Origin of the sequence: Pseudomonas sp. UW4 (assembly GCF_000316175.1) — a bacterium.
In the GTDB taxonomy this organism is placed as follows: Bacteria; Pseudomonadota; Gammaproteobacteria; order Pseudomonadales; family Pseudomonadaceae; genus Aquipseudomonas; species Aquipseudomonas laurylsulfatiphila.
In genome coordinates this window covers 2663332-2679717 of sequence record NC_019670.1, presented here as the reverse complement: position 1 = coordinate 2679717, position 16386 = coordinate 2663332, and the positions used below count along the sequence as shown (strand labels likewise).

Annotated in this window: 16 protein-coding genes; 7 read left to right on the top strand and 9 right to left on the bottom strand. The window is 57.4% G+C overall.

Annotated features, from left to right (window positions below; genetic code table 11):
• The first annotated feature begins 2 nt into the window (after nt 1-2).
• Together PPUTUW4_RS11665 and PPUTUW4_RS11660 are read left to right on the top strand one after the other, a co-directional pair.
• Nucleotides 3-1016 (top strand): AraC family transcriptional regulator, encoded by a 1014-nt coding sequence (locus PPUTUW4_RS11665; RefSeq protein WP_007973383.1) that lies wholly within the window; start codon nt 3-5, stop codon nt 1014-1016.
• Between the two features lie 125 nt (nt 1017-1141).
• Complete coding sequence (locus PPUTUW4_RS11660) at nt 1142-2284, top strand: acyl-CoA dehydrogenase family protein (RefSeq protein ID WP_015094834.1); 1143 nt, start codon at nt 1142-1144, stop codon at nt 2282-2284.
• Between the two features lie 378 nt (nt 2285-2662).
• Here PPUTUW4_RS11660 and PPUTUW4_RS11650 read toward each other — a convergent pair whose 3' ends face one another.
• The gene (locus tag PPUTUW4_RS11650) at nt 2663-3586 is read right to left on the bottom strand and encodes a universal stress protein (RefSeq protein ID WP_015094833.1); all 924 of its coding nucleotides are present in this window, start codon (nt 3584-3586) and stop codon (nt 2663-2665) included.
• A 322-nt stretch (nt 3587-3908) separates the two neighbouring features.
• On the opposite strand from PPUTUW4_RS11650, the gene PPUTUW4_RS11645 reads away from it, so the two are divergent.
• The gene (locus PPUTUW4_RS11645; RefSeq protein WP_015094832.1) at nt 3909-4334 is read left to right on the top strand and encodes a potassium channel family protein; all 426 of its coding nucleotides are present in this window, start codon (nt 3909-3911) and stop codon (nt 4332-4334) included.
• 60 nt (nt 4335-4394) lie between these two features.
• On the opposite strand, the gene PPUTUW4_RS11640 is transcribed toward PPUTUW4_RS11645, so the two are convergent.
• Nucleotides 4395-5279: a universal stress protein gene (locus PPUTUW4_RS11640; protein WP_015094831.1), complete on the bottom strand. Its 885-nt coding sequence runs from the start codon at nt 5277-5279 to the stop codon at nt 4395-4397.
• A gap of 261 nt (nt 5280-5540) precedes the next feature.
• Here PPUTUW4_RS11640 and fnr point away from each other — a divergent pair, with 261 nt between their 5' ends.
• A complete protein-coding gene (gene fnr / locus PPUTUW4_RS11635; RefSeq protein ID WP_015094830.1) occupies nt 5541-6284 on the top strand; it encodes a fumarate/nitrate reduction transcriptional regulator Fnr in 744 nt (247 codons plus the stop codon).
• Between the two features lie 85 nt (nt 6285-6369).
• On the opposite strand, the gene PPUTUW4_RS11630 is transcribed toward fnr, so the two are convergent.
• Entirely contained in the window at nt 6370-7281 is a 912-nt protein-coding gene (locus tag PPUTUW4_RS11630) for a universal stress protein (protein ID WP_015094829.1), read from the bottom strand.
• Between the two features lie 225 nt (nt 7282-7506).
• Between PPUTUW4_RS11630 and PPUTUW4_RS11625 the strand changes: the two genes are divergently transcribed.
• Nucleotides 7507-8070: a GNAT family N-acetyltransferase gene (locus PPUTUW4_RS11625; RefSeq protein ID WP_015094828.1), complete on the top strand. Its 564-nt coding sequence runs from the start codon at nt 7507-7509 to the stop codon at nt 8068-8070.
• 53 nt (nt 8071-8123) lie between these two features.
• Here the strand turns inward: PPUTUW4_RS11625 and PPUTUW4_RS11620 are convergent, their stop codons facing one another.
• Both PPUTUW4_RS11620 and PPUTUW4_RS11615 read right to left on the bottom strand, forming a co-directional pair.
• Complete coding sequence (locus PPUTUW4_RS11620) at nt 8124-9047, bottom strand: universal stress protein (protein ID WP_015094827.1); 924 nt, start codon at nt 9045-9047, stop codon at nt 8124-8126.
• A gap of 185 nt (nt 9048-9232) precedes the next feature.
• Nucleotides 9233-9448 (bottom strand): hypothetical protein, encoded by a 216-nt coding sequence (locus tag PPUTUW4_RS11615; RefSeq protein WP_041474847.1) that lies wholly within the window; start codon nt 9446-9448, stop codon nt 9233-9235.
• Between the two features lie 349 nt (nt 9449-9797).
• Here PPUTUW4_RS11615 and PPUTUW4_RS11610 point away from each other — a divergent pair, with 349 nt between their 5' ends.
• Entirely contained in the window at nt 9798-10718 is a 921-nt protein-coding gene (locus tag PPUTUW4_RS11610) for a universal stress protein (RefSeq protein ID WP_015094825.1), read from the top strand.
• A gap of 21 nt (nt 10719-10739) precedes the next feature.
• Here the strand turns inward: PPUTUW4_RS11610 and PPUTUW4_RS11605 are convergent, their stop codons facing one another.
• The 4 genes from PPUTUW4_RS11605 to PPUTUW4_RS11590 all read right to left on the bottom strand — a co-directional run bounded on the left by PPUTUW4_RS11605 (nt 10740) and on the right by PPUTUW4_RS11590 (nt 15278).
• A complete protein-coding gene (locus PPUTUW4_RS11605; RefSeq protein WP_015094824.1) occupies nt 10740-11939 on the bottom strand; it encodes a patatin-like phospholipase family protein in 1200 nt (399 codons plus the stop codon).
• 328 nt (nt 11940-12267) lie between these two features.
• Complete coding sequence (locus tag PPUTUW4_RS11600) at nt 12268-12549, bottom strand: hypothetical protein (protein WP_041474846.1); 282 nt, start codon at nt 12547-12549, stop codon at nt 12268-12270.
• Between the two features lie 396 nt (nt 12550-12945).
• A complete protein-coding gene (locus tag PPUTUW4_RS30220; RefSeq protein WP_041474845.1) occupies nt 12946-13131 on the bottom strand; it encodes a hypothetical protein in 186 nt (61 codons plus the stop codon).
• 11 nt (nt 13132-13142) lie between these two features.
• Nucleotides 13143-15278 (bottom strand): calcium-binding protein, encoded by a 2136-nt coding sequence (locus tag PPUTUW4_RS11590; RefSeq protein ID WP_015094822.1) that lies wholly within the window; start codon nt 15276-15278, stop codon nt 13143-13145.
• A 530-nt stretch (nt 15279-15808) separates the two neighbouring features.
• Between PPUTUW4_RS11590 and PPUTUW4_RS11585 the strand changes: the two genes are divergently transcribed.
• On the top strand, nt 15809-16369 hold the full coding sequence (locus PPUTUW4_RS11585; protein WP_015094821.1) for a YSC84-related protein: 561 nt from the start codon (nt 15809-15811) through the stop codon (nt 16367-16369).
• Nucleotides 16370-16386 lie beyond the last annotated feature (17 nt).

Below are 16386 nucleotides of genomic sequence, written 5' to 3'. Positions count from 1 at the left end.
CAATGTCGAATCCAACCCCCGTTACCTTCGCCTCCGTTTTCGTCTCCTCCCTGCTCGCCGCAGCCCGTGATCGCGGCTACGAGATCGAGGGTTTTCTACGCGACGCAGGGATCGATCCACAGCAGCCTCAGGACTTGGACCACCACGTCACCGTCGACCAGTACGTTGCGCTGCTGCGCAAGACCATCAAGGGTCTCGATGACGAAGGCATCGCGCTGTTTTCGCGAAAATTGCGCCGCGGCAGCTTCATGCTGATGATGCGTTCAGCCCTGACCGGCGACACTCTGTTCGGCGCCCTGCGGGAATTCACCCACACCCTGCGGCTCCTGCAAGACGACCTTGACCCGGTGCTGCTGGACGACGGTCGGCACGTAAGGGTCGAACTGCACTTCCTCACCACTCAGGTCGAGTCCCGCGATTTCGCCCACGTGCTGTTTCTGCGACTGATCTGGCGCGTCATGGCCTGGCTGGAAGGCGGGAGCTTGCGCCCCGCTGGTATCGACGTGGCATTCACACAACCTGAATCGGTTGGCGACTACCGCAAGCTCTTCCCTACGGAACTGCGCTTCGGCACAGCCTTCTCGACTATCTGGTTCGACTCCCAGGCACTGCAGGCTCCCGTACGCCGTGACAGTTCTCATCTGCATGAATACCTGGCCAAGGCCCTGCTCGACCTTCTGGTGCCCGCCATACCCGCACGCGTCAGCGACCGGGTGCGGGTCTATCTGCGTGAAGAACGCGCGCGCCATAGCGGCTGGCCAGACCTTGAACAGACCAGTGCCGCCCTGCACTGCTCGGCCAGTTCATTGCAACGTCACCTGGCTCAGGAAGGCGCCTCTTTCCAGAACATCCGCGATAGCCTGCGCCGCGACTGGGCGATCTACCGACTGAAAACCAGCAAGCTGCCGACACCGGTGCTGGCCGAGGAACTTGGCTTCGCCGACAGCGCCAGCTTCCAGCGCGCCTTCAAGCGCTGGACCGGCCAGACTCCGGGCCAGGTTCGCAAGGGCAACTGACAGATTGAGGCCAAGTGCAACAGCTTTGGGGCCAGCGGCTATGTGCGCGCACGCCCCCTCGTTCTAGGCTCGCATTTCGCACGCTGCCATCGGTGGCGAAGCCCAAAATTGCGGAGACCGAGCTTATGCTGCCCCAACTGCACCAACATTCCTGGATGGATAGCGACATCGAGGCCTATCGCGACCAGGTACGTCGCTACATCGCCAATGAGATGACACCGCACAACGATGCCTGGCGCGAACAGGGCTACGTGCCGCGCGATATCTGGCAGGGCTTTGGCGAGATGGGTTTTCTGCTGCCGGAGATCAGTGAGGAATACGGCGGTGCCGGCGCGCCGCTGTCCTACCAACTGGTCGCCCTGGATGAACTGGCTCGCGCCGGAATGCCGCCCAGTACTGCGGTGCACTCCATCGCCACCCACTACATCATCGACTACGGCACCGAAGAGCAGAAGCAAAAATGGATTCCCCGCCTGGCCAGCGGCGAACTCTTCGCCGCCATCGCCATGACCGAACCCGATTGCGGCTCCGACCTCAAGACCCTGCGCACACGCGCCCGCCGTGATGGCGACGAGTACGTGATCGATGGTTCCAAGACCTTCATCACCAACGGCTACAGCGGCAATCTGGTGGTGATCGCCGTGCGCACTTCCGACGATGGCGCCAAGGGTATTTCACTGGTGGTGATCGAGACCGAGAACCTCAAGGGCTACAGCGTCAACAAGCTGAAAAAGATCGGCCTGCATGGCTCGGACACATGCGAAATGTTTTTCGACAGCGTGCGCGTACCGGTCGCCAATCTGCTCGGCCCGGTCGAAGGCAACGGGTTCATCCAGCTGATGAGCCAACTTTGCTATGAACGCATGTTGCTGGCTGTGCCCGCAGTGGCGGTCATGGAGCGTGCGCTGGAGCTGGCCACAGACTACGCCAAGGAACGCCGGATGTTCGGCCAGAAGCTGTTTGATCTGCAGAACACCAAGTTCAAGCTGGCCGAGTGTGCCACCATCACCCACATCGCCCGCACATTCGTCAACGACTGTACCCAGCGCTTGCTCGACGGCAAGCTCGATCCTCAGGCCGCCTATATGGCTAAGTTGTGGTGCAGCGATATGCAGTGCAAGGTTACCGACGAACTGCTGCAACTGTTCGGTGGTTACGGGTATATGGACGAATACCCTATCGCCCGGATGTTTGTCGATTCGCGCGTACAAAAGATCTATGGCGGCGCCAATGAAGTCATGAAGGACCTGATCGCTCGTCAGCTGTAGGTCCGGGCTGCGCCTTTTTCCTTGGCCGCTCCCCTCCCTGGCCTCTGCTTGTTTTGTTAGATGAAAAGCCCGCTCATCGAAGCGGGCATTGACTGTTGTTGCCTCCCACCTCCTGCTCCGAAAGCCAACACTCCCGACCGACGCAGTTGCTCCAGCCGCTCCCCCTCTTCGACATTGCGCGGGAATGGGGACTGACGACCAAGGAAAATCCCAGCCAGGATGTACGCAAGAACAAGGCCACGGCCGATGGCATCCGCATCGCCTTCGCCATCTTTATACGACAAAAACCTGATTATTCAGGGCTTTGTCGTTTCCGGGGTTTGGCGAACATGCGACCACACTCAAAGCGTGGCAAAACCACCCCGTATTCCCGCCTTCCTACATCCTGCCCCCCGATAATGGTTTGACGATCATCAAACTGCACGGTGCCCGGTTCAACACGCTCTCGGCGGTATCGCCGATAAATCGCTCAGGCCCATGGTGATAAGCCGTGCCCAGCACCACCATGTCGAAAGCATGCTGTTGAGCGAACAGTGCGATAACCTTGTGGGGGGAGCCCGTCAATAAATGTCGACGGGCATCCTTGATGCAGTAGCGCTCGGCAAGCACATCGAAAGCCTCTTGTTGGGCATCCTCGATAGCGTCTCTCAAACTCCCATCAAGACTGCCTGTCGGTACACTCATCGGCGCATCGCTTATCTCTGACCAACGACTGACGTTAAGCAAGTGCAACTGCGCACCGCAACTGGCCGCCAGAGTAGAGGCCAGGTCGAGTATTCGGTCATTCAATCCCTGAGTGAGTTCCTCCAGATGGGACAGATCGATCGCCGCGAGAATTTTCAAGGGTTTGGGATTTTTGGCGCTGGTCACCAGGTGCAGGTGGGTCGGACACTCGCGAAGCAGTCGCCAGTCCACAGGCCGGTGAAAGGCACGGTCAAGTGCCGGCACATAATGGGTGTCCTTGATCACCAGGTCCGGAAGAAAGTCGTTCACGTACTCCAGCAGGTTTGTCAGGCTCGACTTGGCCCAGACCACTTCGGTGGTCACCTGTATGCCGCCGCATCGTTGAAACCGGGCCTGCTGCTCCAGCCAATGACGGTGAACTTGCAGATAGCCTTCTCGTGCCTGTGCCATCGCGTCATGGTCAAGCAGACCGGCTACCGCCAGGGCCTGGACATAATCGAACGCGACAATGTGCAATAAGGCACCGGTTGCACCCGCCAAGGCATGTGCACGCTCAAACGCCGGGGTCAGGGTCATTTCGCTGGGGGCTATCAATAGAATGCGTTTGAGCTTGAGCATCACATACCTCGCCCTGAAACCTGCCTGAGTGCAAACCCGCCTGGCTGTCGAGCCTTGAGTCAAGCGTTTGTTACTTCGAGCGAACTCGTGACTGCAGCCAGCAAAAAGTCCTGTCGACTTGTTGCGACTGGAAAGCGGCAGTTCGATTATTTGGCGTTATGCCGTGGGAGATCTGACTTTTATCAACTAATCAACAGCTATCGTTAACGGAACGACTGGCTTGCGATTACTTAAGCCCTTGTTGATTCAGTTCAATGATTCTCCGGCTTCCTGGCGTACAAATACGCTGATGCACCACTCCCCCTAACGCTGGAGATTTGCCATGCTGGCAGTCACGCTGATCAATACGCTGGTGGTCATCATCGTCGTAGCGATCCACTACGAATGCCTGTTACGCCTGAATGACTGGCTACCCCGGCTCAAGGTGTGGAACCGCTTCAGAATCGTGGTTGGAGTATTCGGCGCCCTCCTGGCCCACGCCATAGAGGTCTGGTGCTTTGCGCTGGTCTATTACCTGATGGTGCACTCAGGGAAATGGGGCAACCTGACGGGTAACTTCGACGGTTCGCTGATGGACTGCGTGTACTTTTCCTTTACGACGTACACGACAATCGGCTTCGGCGATATTTCGCCTGTAGGCAACCTCAAATACCTGACCGGTCTACAAGCCCTTACCGGGCTGGTGCTCATCACATGGACCGCATCCTTCCTGTTTCTGGAAATGCAAAAGTACTGGAAGCGCAAATAATCCCCTTTCTGACTCGTATCAGATTCAACTGTCGAACTGACGGTCTGGATGAAGTCTGATCTAGACCGCCAGAACGCAGCATGGCACCTGATACAGAATATGCTCGGTCGTGCTGCCTAGAAGCTTGCCCACACCATGGGACTGGACTCTGCCCATCACGATCACATCCACATTGTGTTCGTTGGCAAACTCGCTCAACACCGTGACCGGGTTTCCCTCAATTAAATGTCGACGATCGGAGGGCACTCCGAACCGATCTGCCAACTCAATGAAAGACTTTTCCAGGTCTCTGCGAAGTTCTTTGGTCAGGTCAGCCAGTGTCAGGCCGCCCATTTCCGCCAGAAAAGCGGCCGAGATATCGCAGGCATACAGCAAATGCAGCTCGGCGTTGCACTGCATCGCAAGGCTGCAAGCCTGCTTGATGATTCGGTCGTTCAATTCATTGTCGGTAGACTCGATATCCGATACCTCGACCGCTGCTACAACCTTGCGAGGCAAAACGAAGCTGCTCCCGCCCACCAGAAAAACCGGCACCGGACAGTGACGCAACAAGTGCCAGTCCAACGGGGTGAAGAAGGCCCGTTTGAGTGCGGACTCATGCTGAACCTCCTTGATCAACACGTCGGACTGCAAGTCCGTGACGTGTTCAATGATGTCTTGCTTCATGTCCTCAGCCCAGGCCACCTCGGTGGTCACCTCTATTCCCCTGCCACGCAAATTTTCGGCCTGAGCCTCAAGCCAGCCGCGATGGTCCTGCAGGTAGCGCTCCCGACCCGATTCTCGATCACCCTCTTCAAGCAGCGATAACCATTTGAACGAAGGGATAAGCGCCGCGATATGCAAACTTGCACCGCTGGCCTTGGCCAGCGCCGCTGCATGACTCATGGCTGGAGAATGGCGCAAGGCCGGGTTGATGATCAGTAACAGGCTTTGATACTGGCTCATGATAAATCTCCCGTGGGGTGGATATTCGACGCAGGCGTACTCTGTGTAGACGAAAGCACTTGGCCATCAATGGCCATTGCCGGCTCAGCCAGGACGTCATGTGCCTGCAGTTGCCCGGCACTTGGATGATTGCTCATGGGAGCCAGCCGACGGAGCGGTTTTCTACCCGTTTGTCTGTTACATCCACAATAGTTCGGAACAACCGGTGGTTTGGGCAGGTAGCACCTATGCTAAGCCCATCCATACGGGGGCATTTAGATCATGTCTGAAGCCAGGCCGTTTCAAAGTCAAAACCTCAAGTCTGCATGTTCCAACTGCAGCGTCCTGGAGTTGTGCCTGCCGCTTGGCCTGACCGGTCCGGAAATCGAACGTCTCGACACACTGATCGTGCAACGATTCAAGGTCAAAAAGGGCGCGACGCTTTACCGCGCAGGCGACCCGTTGCGTTCGCTGTACGCGGTGCGAATCGGTTCGTTCAAGACCAGCGTGCTGTCGATCGATGGTCGCGAGCAGGTCACAGGGTTCCAGATCCCCGGCGAAATGCTTGGCCTGGATGCCATCAGCACCGATCTGCATGCGTGTAATGCCGTTGCTTTGGAAGATAGCGAGGTCTGCCCCATCCATTTTGCTCACCTGGAAAAACTTGCCCGGGAACTGCCTTCGTTGCAGCACAACCTGAACAAAATCCTCAGCCGGGAAATCGTTCGCGATCACGACATGCTGATGATGCTGGGCAATATGAACTCGGATGAACGCCTGGCCGCTTTTCTCCTCAATTGGTCGCAGCGCTTGAATACCCGCGGTTACTCGTCCACCAGCTTTGTGTTGAAAATGCGTCGGGAGGAAATTGGCTCCTACCTGGGCCTGCGCCTTGAAACCATCTGTCGGGGCATCGCGCACCTGCGAGACCAGGGACTGGTGGAAATAAACGGCCGCGACGTCAAGATCCTGAACATGGACGGGCTCAAGCAACTGAACGTGGGCTGCCATCGTAACCTCCACTGACACCTGCAGCCTGGAGAATCTTCATGCGTGCCATGGTGCTGGCTGGCGCTGTTGCGCACAGGTCGGTTCAACGGTGCGATAGTGCTCATTCCCTGACATGCGACCTGACCACCAACAGACTGCCCGGCACGGAGTACAGCGCCCGCTCTGTATTGCTGCCGATCAACCGATCGAGCCCCACCCGATGCGCAGTGCCCATCACCACGACATCGGCCAGGTATTGCTCGACAAACTCACTGATCACCGGCACCGGCAGCCCCATGACGAAATGCCGTCGCTCCGGTGGCACCCCGTAGCGATCCGCCAGTGCAACAAACGCCTGGTGCAAGGATTGACGCAGCTCTTCGCTCAGATCCACGCCCCAACCGCCCCCGGCCAATGGCGCGTCGCTGTTAAAAGCAGGCGACAGGTCATAGGCGTAAAGCAGGTGTAGCGGCGCATCGCATTGCAGGGCCAGGGCATTGGCGGTCTGAATGATGGTGTCGTTCAAACCGCTCAATTGTGTCGATGGATCGAACGGATCCACTGTCGCCACGATTCGGTGCGGCAAGCTGTAACGAACGTGGTTGACCAGATGCACGGGGATCGGGCATTCACGCAACAAGTGACAATCAAGCGGGGTGATGAACACTCGCTTGAGCACAGGTTCAAGGGTTACATCCTTGATCAACAGGTCGGGCTTGAGATCCTCGACCGTCTTCAAGATATCCAGCAGCGCATGGGTGGTGAAGACGGCTTTGACCGTCACCTGCAGGCCCAGGTCGCTGAGTCGATCGAGCTCTTCGGCCTCCCAGCGACGGTAGCGACGCAAATACCGCTGTTGCTCTGCGTCATCGACTTTTTCTTGCCATAAATGCACCACCGGTGCCGGTTCGACAAAGGCCCGCACATCCAGTACGGCCCCGGCTGCCTTGGCCAATGCGACGGCACGCAACTGGGCGGGAGACTGATGCAGGGTTTGGTCAGCGATCAGCAGAAAACGTTGATATTGACCCATCACACACCTCCGTTCGACTCCGGCCATACAGTGCCGGCATATTTTCAAGACTGCGCTCTATCACCTGGCGCGGTTTGATTTACATCAAGCCCACGCAAACCAGTGCCGCCGGCACAGCTATCTGATCCAGATCAGATTCAAGCATCGACAGCGGTGTAGAAAAGTACTAAAGCGCGACTTTTTTACCCCATGCCAAGCTTGCAAACCGCACTGGAGGAACACCCCATGCTTACCGTCAAAGACCACAATGATCAGGCCGCGGCCACCTACGCCGCGGTCGACGGCCAATACTGGATAGAAGCGCTCAGGGACGGTCGCCACGTTTTGATCCGACCACTGGCGCAGGCGGATCGCGACCGTGAATACGCTTTCATCAAACGGCTGTCTCCCGAATCCCGGCACATGCGCTTTCTCGCGCAGATCAGCGAACCCGGCGCTGCGATGCTCGACCAATTGATGGACACGGACAATAAACAGCGTGTGGCCTATATCGCCCTGGTCCATGAAAAAGGGGATCTGGTCGAGATCGGCATCAGCCGTTACGCGGCCACCCGCGAGCATGAGTGTGAATGTGCCGTTACGGTCGCCGATGAATGGATGCATCTGGGGCTGGGCACGTTACTGATGGACCATCTGATCAAGGCAGCCCGCAAAAACGGCTTTCGCCAGATGTATTCGGTGGACGCCTCCAGCAATGCCCCCATGCGCGACCTGGCCAAGGCGCTCGGATTCGAGACGCACAATGATCCCGACGACAGCCGTCAGGTGATCCATCGTCTTTACCTTTAGACAATCGCTGCGCGATGTTCCGGCCACCGGCTCGTCGCGGGGCGATCAAGCCCTCAGGATTGCAGCATTCTTCCCGGCTTGATCGCCAGCACACTGCACGGTGCCCGATGCAGGAGTTGCTCGGCGGTGGTTCCGAGTAATTTGCTCAGGCCCTTGTGCTGTACCGTGCCCATGACAATGACATCGCAGCGGTGCTTGAAGACAAACTCACAAATACTCGGTACGGGTGCCCCCAACCTGAAGTGACGATGCTCCGGTGACACGCCGTGGCGTTCAGCGATGGCCGCAAATGCCTCATGCTGAGCCGCTCCCAACATTTCATGGATCCCGCTGGCCAGCGGCAATGCGCCAATGCCCATGTCCTGTACGTATACAGCCGTCCAGTCATACACATGCAGCAACTCAAGACTGGCATCACAGACTGAGGCCAGTTTCGCCGCGGCGTCGATAACCTGGTCGTTGAACACGCGGTCCTGATCTTCATCGCGCAACACATCAATGATGGCCAGCACGTTGCGGGGTCGGGCATTCATCGCAGTAGTCACCAGATGCACCGGCACAGGACAATCGCGCAGCAGCTGCCAATCCATCGGAGTAAAAAATACTCGTTTGAACGTCGATTCTTCCTGGGCGTCCTTGATGATCAGCGTCAGCGGCATCTCATTGATGAAGTTCAGAATCTCCTCATAAGGATGCTGTACCCACACCACTTCGCTGGTGACCTCGACACCCTGCTTGCTCATCAATCCGGCCTGATCCACGAGCCATTGGCGATGGGTTTGCAGGTAGCCGTCCCGAGCCCGACTGAATTGTTCCGGGGCGAACAACCCGGCCACCGCCAGGGCCTGGGAATAGTCGAACGCCACGATGTGCAAGGGCAGTTGCATCGCGAGCGCAAGCGCAGCAGCCCGGTCGAATGCCGGTGTTCGAGTCATGGCGGCAGGAGCGATCAAGAGTAAACGCTGAGATTGCGACATGGGGCACCTCGGCACACGGCCATTTCAATCCAGGAGTAGAACCACAGATTGATTACTCCTTGTTCCGACCACTTGATTTTTATCAGTTGCGCGCGCGATATCCTTCAGGGCAGCCCCACCCCCAGCGCTGCGGCTGCGCCCTGAAATGGCCCGCATCGTTACTCCACTGGGTCGGCGCAAACGCGTTAGCCATTGGGGTAAGCCGTTTGACGGTCAGGCATGCGTCTTGTGTCATTTGCCAGGCTAGCGCCACTTGGCCAGACATGGGGCGCCTCGATACGTGCCGTGAGCAGGCCAACAAATGCCTGTGCTTCTCCCAGAGTGTTGAAGTTCACTTTCAAGGCATCCATGCACACGACCCAGCAATGGCTTGCCGGTTTCTCCTTGATATCAATGATCATAGAGTCCTCCGCACTGCTTCGAGAATGCACGGTCCGGTTCCTTTCGACGAAAACAGCCGCTCTCCTGGTTGCCGTGATGCTCCCTCCTCCACCGTACGTATGCCGAAGTTCGGCATGAGCCCAAAGATTGCGCCGGGGAGCCAGGCGAAAGATTGATAATGGTCAATAATTTCGTCACTGGACGAAGCCCGGACAACCGCACGTCGGGCAACACCCTCCATTCCCTTCCATTTGACAAAGATCAAACCCGACGCCCTGAACAGTGGCAGGCTAAGGGCAAGGTTTCACTGCCCAATAATGCCGCAGCATTGGGGCAAGCGATTGCGCGATTGCCTACCGGAGATCTGTCATGTCTGATCAATTACGCTTCATGCTGGTCGTTTCGCCGTTGATGGAAAACAGCCCCGCCTTCGACCGGGCCGCTGCCTTGGCCAAGGCCTCAGGTGCTGCCCTGCACATCGTGGCGTTCGACTATCTTGAAGGGCTGGCGACTGCCGGAATGGTCAACGAACAGGCGCTGGAACAGATGCGGCTGGGCTATGTCGAGCGCCATCGTCAGTGGCTCGAAGACCAGGCCCGCCCCCTGCGCAAGATCGGTGTGCACGTCACCACGGAAGTTGTCTGGGTCGAAAGGCCCTTGCAGGAAATCCTCATTCATCTCAAAGAACAGCCAATGGCCGTATTGATCAAGGCGCTGGAACACGAATCGCTGCTGTCACGCCTGATGTTTACGCCATTGGATATCCACCTGCTACGTGAATGCCCGGTGCCCCTGCATTTTGTCAGTCATTCGCACAACACTTTACCGCGCAAGATCGTCGCCGCCGTTGACCCTTTTCATTCTGATGAGCAATACGAAAGCTTCAACGACAGTATTCTGCGCGAGGCCTCCAAACTGGCGAGCACCTGTAATGCAGAACTGGACGTGATCTACGCCCATGACCTTTCCAGCATCAGTGCGGACGAATTCGGTTTCAGCAATGGATCGGCGTTTTTCTCCTCGGGAAAAGCCAAGTCGCTGTTCGAGGCGCAGGCTGATGCGTTTCGCGAACTTTCTGAGCGTAACGGTATCCCGCCGGAGCACCAGCACATGATCATGGGCAATCCGGTCAAGGTGCTGTCCAGCTACGCGCAGACTTATGACATCGATGTGATTGTCATGGGACGCATTGGTCATCGCGGCATGGAGCGGCTGGTTGGCAGTACGGTGGAACATCTGCTTTACAAGTTGCCCTGCAGCGTGTGGGTGGTTTCCCCGGAAAAAATCTGAATGTTCGATGACGCGCTTGTTTCATCGTTTAGCGTTTTCCAGGTACGGCAATTTATGCCACGGATAGCCCTTCGCGCTGAGTTGAAAGGCGTAATCGAATAAACGCTTCATGTACTCGCCATCGAATTTCCGATCGTGCGCAAAGTTAAAGTCGGAGCCAATGTACGCAAGATTGAAATCCGCCCCATCCTGTTGCGCCATACGGTAGATGCGCTCCAGGTCGCTGATCCCCTGGGTTTGAATCAAGGCACTGATGGCTCGACCGCCGATGCTCAATGTGCGGCGCTTGGTCCCGGACCACTGTGGCTCCAGTGTCCCGTTACGAATGACATAGAAATGGCGGTCGAATCGCAACGGTGCTCCGGTGGCTTTGCTCAGCGCCATCACAGTGCTGGGTGGGTAAAGAAACACTTGGGTGATAACCCCTCCGTCCACGTGCATTTCCTGGAACTGTTTGCCGTCCACGTCCACATCAATCATGACGGGTGAGACTGCACCGGGAATGCTCATTGACGCGAGCATGATGTTGCGAAAGAGGTCGAGCGCTCCCGGTGCCTGGCTTGCAGCAATCGCGCCCATGTTCCAGGTGACTGGCCGGCCGGAATCAAGGTCTGTTGTGCCGATCAGCAGGATTCGTCCTTTGGCGTACTCCGTCGCAATTGCCTCAAGAGTCTGTGCCGTGATGTATTTTGCGATGAGCCGCGACAGTGGCTTGCTGTCCGCTATACCGTCGCTGGCAAAACGGGTTAATACGTTTCGCGAATGAAAAATGTCCTTGGGACCGATTGCGTTGGAGACATACCGAATCACGCCGTCGTAATCGGACCCCAGGTAAGCGAACGGGGCGACCAAGGCACCCGCGCTAATGCCTGTGACGACCTTGAACTGGGGGCGAGTCCCATGCGTCGTCCATCCCGCAATCAATCCCGCTGCGAAAGCGCCCGCATCGCCGCCACCGGAAACCGCCAGCATATTGGCCAGCGGAAGGATATGGTTCGGCTTCCCGGCCTTGGCGAGCACCTCGCTCTCACGCTTGTTGGACTGAACCGCATCCTCAATGAAAGGCGTCAGGTCGTGGTCCAGCCTGTAGCGAGCATTGGGAATGCCCGGGATGACCGCTTTCTCCGTCAAGGTTGGCGGAACAGCGTCACGACGTGGCAGACACGCTTGAAGAAACATGTCCAGAGTTGAGGCGCCTGGTCTGAGCGGGAATGGTTTCAAAGCGCGTCTCCAGCCCTTGCCGTCGTCAGCAAGCGCTCATCATCGCCGAGAGAGTCCCTACCCCCTGCTGCTCGAGATGACTACACGCCCGCCCCGCCTGCGGCACTTCATTCGAACGCCGGGCTGCTCATTCTGCGCTCCTTTACCTGATAAAAAAACTCATTGGCCGCGCGCGCCAGGGTTTATGCGAAAGCTGTTGGACTCACCAGGTTAAGGGGCAGAGCGTAATATTCAACAAGCCGGGTTGGAGCGCCTGATGAAAGAGCATGGTTTCAATAACCAGCAGAAGATGCATCAGAACCACTAGTTCACGAATTACAACCCACTATTAGAACAGGACGTTGTATTTATTATTGGCGATGTTCAGTGTTGCCATAACCCTGACAGAACTATCAGCGTAGAACTTCTGGATAATGCCGTCATACACACAGAGCACAACCCCTTCACTTGGCGCGTATGAACTACCGTTATCCACCAGCATCAAGTTGTGCACGCCGTAACTACGAGTGATATCTGGCTTGAGCTCGTCGCAAATGGCCAGGTGATCAGGTTCGCCAGCAATGGCGATAAGGGGTGCAAGCAGGGTCAACAGGATGAGTGACTTTTTCACTTTGGCTCGCCTTGACGCACATTGAGTTTGAATCTGACAGGCTCGGCATTCAGCAATACTGCAGGCACAACAGCAGATGAATATATATTTACACCCGGGTGTCGGAGCAAATGCAAGATACCCGTTATTAGCTGCCTTAAAGCTCATGACGCCGGATGGTAGTTTTGGCTTGACTACCTGTCAATATGCGATATCTGCTAGATTTTTATGCAGTATCGGATCCCGTCAAATGCAAAAACCGACTGTTTAACTATTGGAACATCAATAATAAAACCGACAAGCCAACCAGGTTAATACTGAGTTTCCATCGTTAAGATCAGCGATTTGCAAAGCACCCAAGTTATCTCGTGCTTGCAACCGGTCCTGGTGGTGACGCTCAGCAACTGTCGCAGGTGCTCATCGACAAGCGTGCTGCCCGAGCTCAAGGCCCAGTTCGGTGAAAAACTCAATGGCAGCGTCGATGTCTTCTACAACGATGCCGATGTTGTCCATGCGCTTGACCGTGATGATGTCTCCCTCGCGCTTGAAGGGGCCCGACGCCCGGCCTGAGGCATGCCCACGCCCTCCCCCAGGCGTGAGCATGCGGCGATCACTCAGGTAAAGGCGAAGTCCGACTCGGTGATGGCGGCCTGTGGCACGCCGCTCAAGGTGATGGTTCCCACCTCCGGCTGGCCCGTGACGCTGATGACGGCCTCGCCGGACTGTTCTGCAACGGTGAGTTTGGCGAAGGTCAGACCGCTGGCGCTCAGGTCGATCAGGTCAGTGCCGTCCTCGAAGTCGGCGATGGTGTCCGTTCCCCAGAGGGCACCGAACTGGAACCTGTCCGCATCGAGGCCGGGTTCGAACTGGACGCTGCCAACCATGAAATCACCCGCCGCGCTGCCCACCAGCCGGTCTTCCCCGGTGCCACCAATCATGAAGGCGCCTGCGCTGCCCGATTGCAGTATGTCGTTGCCATCATTGCCCTCAAGGGTCGTCTGGAAGGCGAACTCGGCACTGCTGCCGATCACCAGGTCGTTGCCGGCTCCGCCGAAGGCACTGCCGAAATCCTCGATGGTGAGTGTGTCGTTACCCTCGCCGCCGAACAGATTATCCAGGCCTGTGCCGCTGAGCAGCACGTCGTCACCCGTACCGCCATCGAGCAGGTCCTCTCCTGCCTGGCCGAACAACTGGTCGTTGCCACCGAGGCCGAAGATCTTGTCGTCACCATCGGTGCCGACGATGATGTCGTTGCCATCGGTGCCCGCCGTGACGAACTCGGTATTGTTACCGAAGTCGTCCACCGTGAAGTTGTTGACGCCAAGGAAGTTCGCCGTGAAGTCGGTGCTGTCGAGCCGGCCGTTGTCATCGTCGTCCGCTATCAGCCAGGTGTTGCCCTGGCGGACCGTGTAGAACAGGTCGGTGATGCCGTTGCCGCCGCCGACCAGTGCCGCGCCAAGCTGTGGATTGAGCGTGACCTGGCCACGAAACACGAACTCATCGTTCAGCTCGAGCGTATCGCCCCCGGCCACACCTGCGCCCTGGAAGTCCTGGATCGTATCGAAGGTCGCGAAGGTCGAGCTCGGGTTGAACGAGGCAAGGAAGAACTCGAACTCGTCATTGCCGGCACCGCCGTTCAACTGGTCTGCCCCGGCGTCGCCTTCGAGCGCGTCGTCACCATTGCCACCGAACAACTGGTCGTTGCCGGCATCGCCGAACAGTTCGTCGTTGCCGTCCTCGCCGAAGATCTGGTCGTTACCCTCTCCGCCAAAGAAGTCGTCGTTACCGACACCACCGAACAACTGGTCGTTACCGGCATCGCCGTCGAGGGTATCGTTGCCGGCACCGCCATTGACGATATCAGTGCCGTTGCCGCCGGAAAGCGTCGTGTCATTGCCGGCGCCACCGTCAATGATGTCGTTGCCGTCGCCCCCGGTGATGAGGTCGCGGTCATCGCCGCCGTTGAGGGTGTCATTGCCGAGCCCCCCGGTAAGCCGGTCGATTCCCGTGCCACCGTTGAGGATGTCGTTGCCGGCGCCGCCGTCGACGATGTCATTGCCGTTGCCGGCGTTGACCACGTCATTGCCACCGAGCGCGAAGATCGTATCGGCGTCCGGGGTGCCGTTGATCACGTCACCGCCCTCGGTGCCACGCACGACGAAGAGCGTGGTGCCGAAATCGGCTCTTGTGAGGTTGTGCTGTCCCGTCAACTCTACGCAGAAGTCACTGGCGTCGAGCACGCCATTGTCGTTGGAGTCCGCGAACAGCAGCGTGCTGGCGGCACCTACGGCATAGAACACCTCGGTAAAGCCGTTGCCGCCGAAACCGAGCGAAGCGCCCAGTGTTGGCACCGTGGGGCGAGCCCCCTCGAATACCAGGCGGTTGCTCGCGGAGAGAAGCAGGTTGTCACCACCGGCAACGCCGGCCCCCTGGAAGTCGGTCACCGTGTCGCGGGCCAGGGAAGAGGATTCCACGCCACTGCCGACGAACCAGTTGAAAGCGTCATTATCCGCGCCCCCGGTCAGGGTATCGGCACCGACACTGCCCGTGAGGCTGTCGAGTCCGGCGCCACCGCGAAGGAGGTCATCGCCGTCACCACCGACGAGTTCATCGTTGCCGTCACCCCCTTCTATCGTGTCGTTGCCTCCCTCACCCAGGATAAAATCGTCGCCGCCAAGGCCGAAGATCTGATCATCCTCAGGGTTGCCAAATATGAAGTCGCCTTGTTCAGTCCCATTGATAACAGCCATGGTACTACCCTCCATTAAAGGAAATGGTACGCGTTAACTGCGTTACAGCGGGTTGGGGAAATTAGACAAACCCAAGGGGTCACCAGTGCGCCATTTGGGCCTCACCGTTTATCGCGAATACAGACGGGGGTTCTGGAGCCCTCGCCCACCTTCAATACCGCTACATGGCTGGCTCGGGGGTTTCAGGGCAGGAGAGTTTGAAAATCTGCTATCTCCGGCGACCAGAGGAAACATTAAGAAACACTAAAGACTTCCCCTGCGTGAACTTTGACAAAAGTTCTACCGCACACCTTTTTTCTCGACAGGCCCCCAAAGAAAGGCCTGACGAACGAACACCACCATTACGCAGTGGTCACAACATCTGACGGCATCGCAAATGACAGGTTGTTACGAACACCTGCTTCATACAAAAGCGACGCTTGAATTCACACATTTCAGGGTGCGCCGGATAACCTCAGCGGATTCAGTTCCTGCCAAATGCAGGCGCCTGCCGCTGCTCTCATCCAATGCTCCCTCAGCGGAGTATGCAAATGACTCAATCAATGCGGTTCTTCCTCTCGTTCTTCCTCGCCACTGCAACATTGGCATCGACCGGTTTCCTGAACAGTGCAGGAGCGGCCACCGCCGAGGATCTGAATGCCGATGCCAAACAAGCCTTGCAAACGCTTTACAAGGCCCATCCTTTTGCCGAAAAAATCTCGCACGAAGCCAAAGCGGTGCTGGTTTTCCCGAAAATCATCAAGGCGGGTCTTGTGTTCGGTGGCAGCTACGGCGAAGGCGTCATGATGAAAGGCACCAAAGTCGAAAATTACTACAACTCCGTCAGCGGTTCATGGGGGCTGCAGGCCGGCGCCCAGTCGTACGGCTATGCGGTTTTCCTGATGACCGATAAAGCCGTGAAATATGTCGCCGAAACCAAGGGCTGGGAAATCGGTGTGGGGCCAACGGTTGTCGTGGTTGATGAAGGGGTGGCGAAGAACCTGTCCAGCTCGACGCTGAAAGACGACGCCTACGCGTTCATCTTCGACCAGCAAGGGCTAATGGCGGGGGTCAGTATCGAGGGGACGAAGATTTCCCTGATCAAGCGCTAAGCCGCACTGTTGGATTG

Coding starts and splice junctions, on each gene's coding strand:
- PPUTUW4_RS11665 (WP_007973383.1), top strand. CDS start 3: ATGTCGAATCCAACCCCCGTTACCTTCGCCTCCGTTTTCGTCTCCTCC.
- PPUTUW4_RS11660 (WP_015094834.1), top strand. CDS start 1,142: ATGCTGCCCCAACTGCACCAACATTCCTGGATGGATAGCGACATCGAG.
- PPUTUW4_RS11650 (WP_015094833.1), bottom strand. CDS start 3,586: ATGCTCAAGCTCAAACGCATTCTATTGATAGCCCCCAGCGAAATGACC.
- PPUTUW4_RS11645 (WP_015094832.1), top strand. CDS start 3,909: ATGCTGGCAGTCACGCTGATCAATACGCTGGTGGTCATCATCGTCGTA.
- PPUTUW4_RS11640 (WP_015094831.1), bottom strand. CDS start 5,279: ATGAGCCAGTATCAAAGCCTGTTACTGATCATCAACCCGGCCTTGCGC.
- fnr (WP_015094830.1), top strand. CDS start 5,541: ATGTCTGAAGCCAGGCCGTTTCAAAGTCAAAACCTCAAGTCTGCATGT.
- PPUTUW4_RS11630 (WP_015094829.1), bottom strand. CDS start 7,281: ATGGGTCAATATCAACGTTTTCTGCTGATCGCTGACCAAACCCTGCAT.
- PPUTUW4_RS11625 (WP_015094828.1), top strand. CDS start 7,507: ATGCTTACCGTCAAAGACCACAATGATCAGGCCGCGGCCACCTACGCC.
- PPUTUW4_RS11620 (WP_015094827.1), bottom strand. CDS start 9,047: ATGTCGCAATCTCAGCGTTTACTCTTGATCGCTCCTGCCGCCATGACT.
- PPUTUW4_RS11615 (WP_041474847.1), bottom strand. CDS start 9,448: ATGATCATTGATATCAAGGAGAAACCGGCAAGCCATTGCTGGGTCGTG.
- PPUTUW4_RS11610 (WP_015094825.1), top strand. CDS start 9,798: ATGTCTGATCAATTACGCTTCATGCTGGTCGTTTCGCCGTTGATGGAA.
- PPUTUW4_RS30220 (WP_041474845.1), bottom strand. CDS start 13,131: ATGCTCACGCCTGGGGGAGGGCGTGGGCATGCCTCAGGCCGGGCGTCG.
- PPUTUW4_RS11590 (WP_015094822.1), bottom strand. CDS start 15,278: ATGGCTGTTATCAATGGGACTGAACAAGGCGACTTCATATTTGGCAAC.
- PPUTUW4_RS11585 (WP_015094821.1), top strand. CDS start 15,809: ATGACTCAATCAATGCGGTTCTTCCTCTCGTTCTTCCTCGCCACTGCA.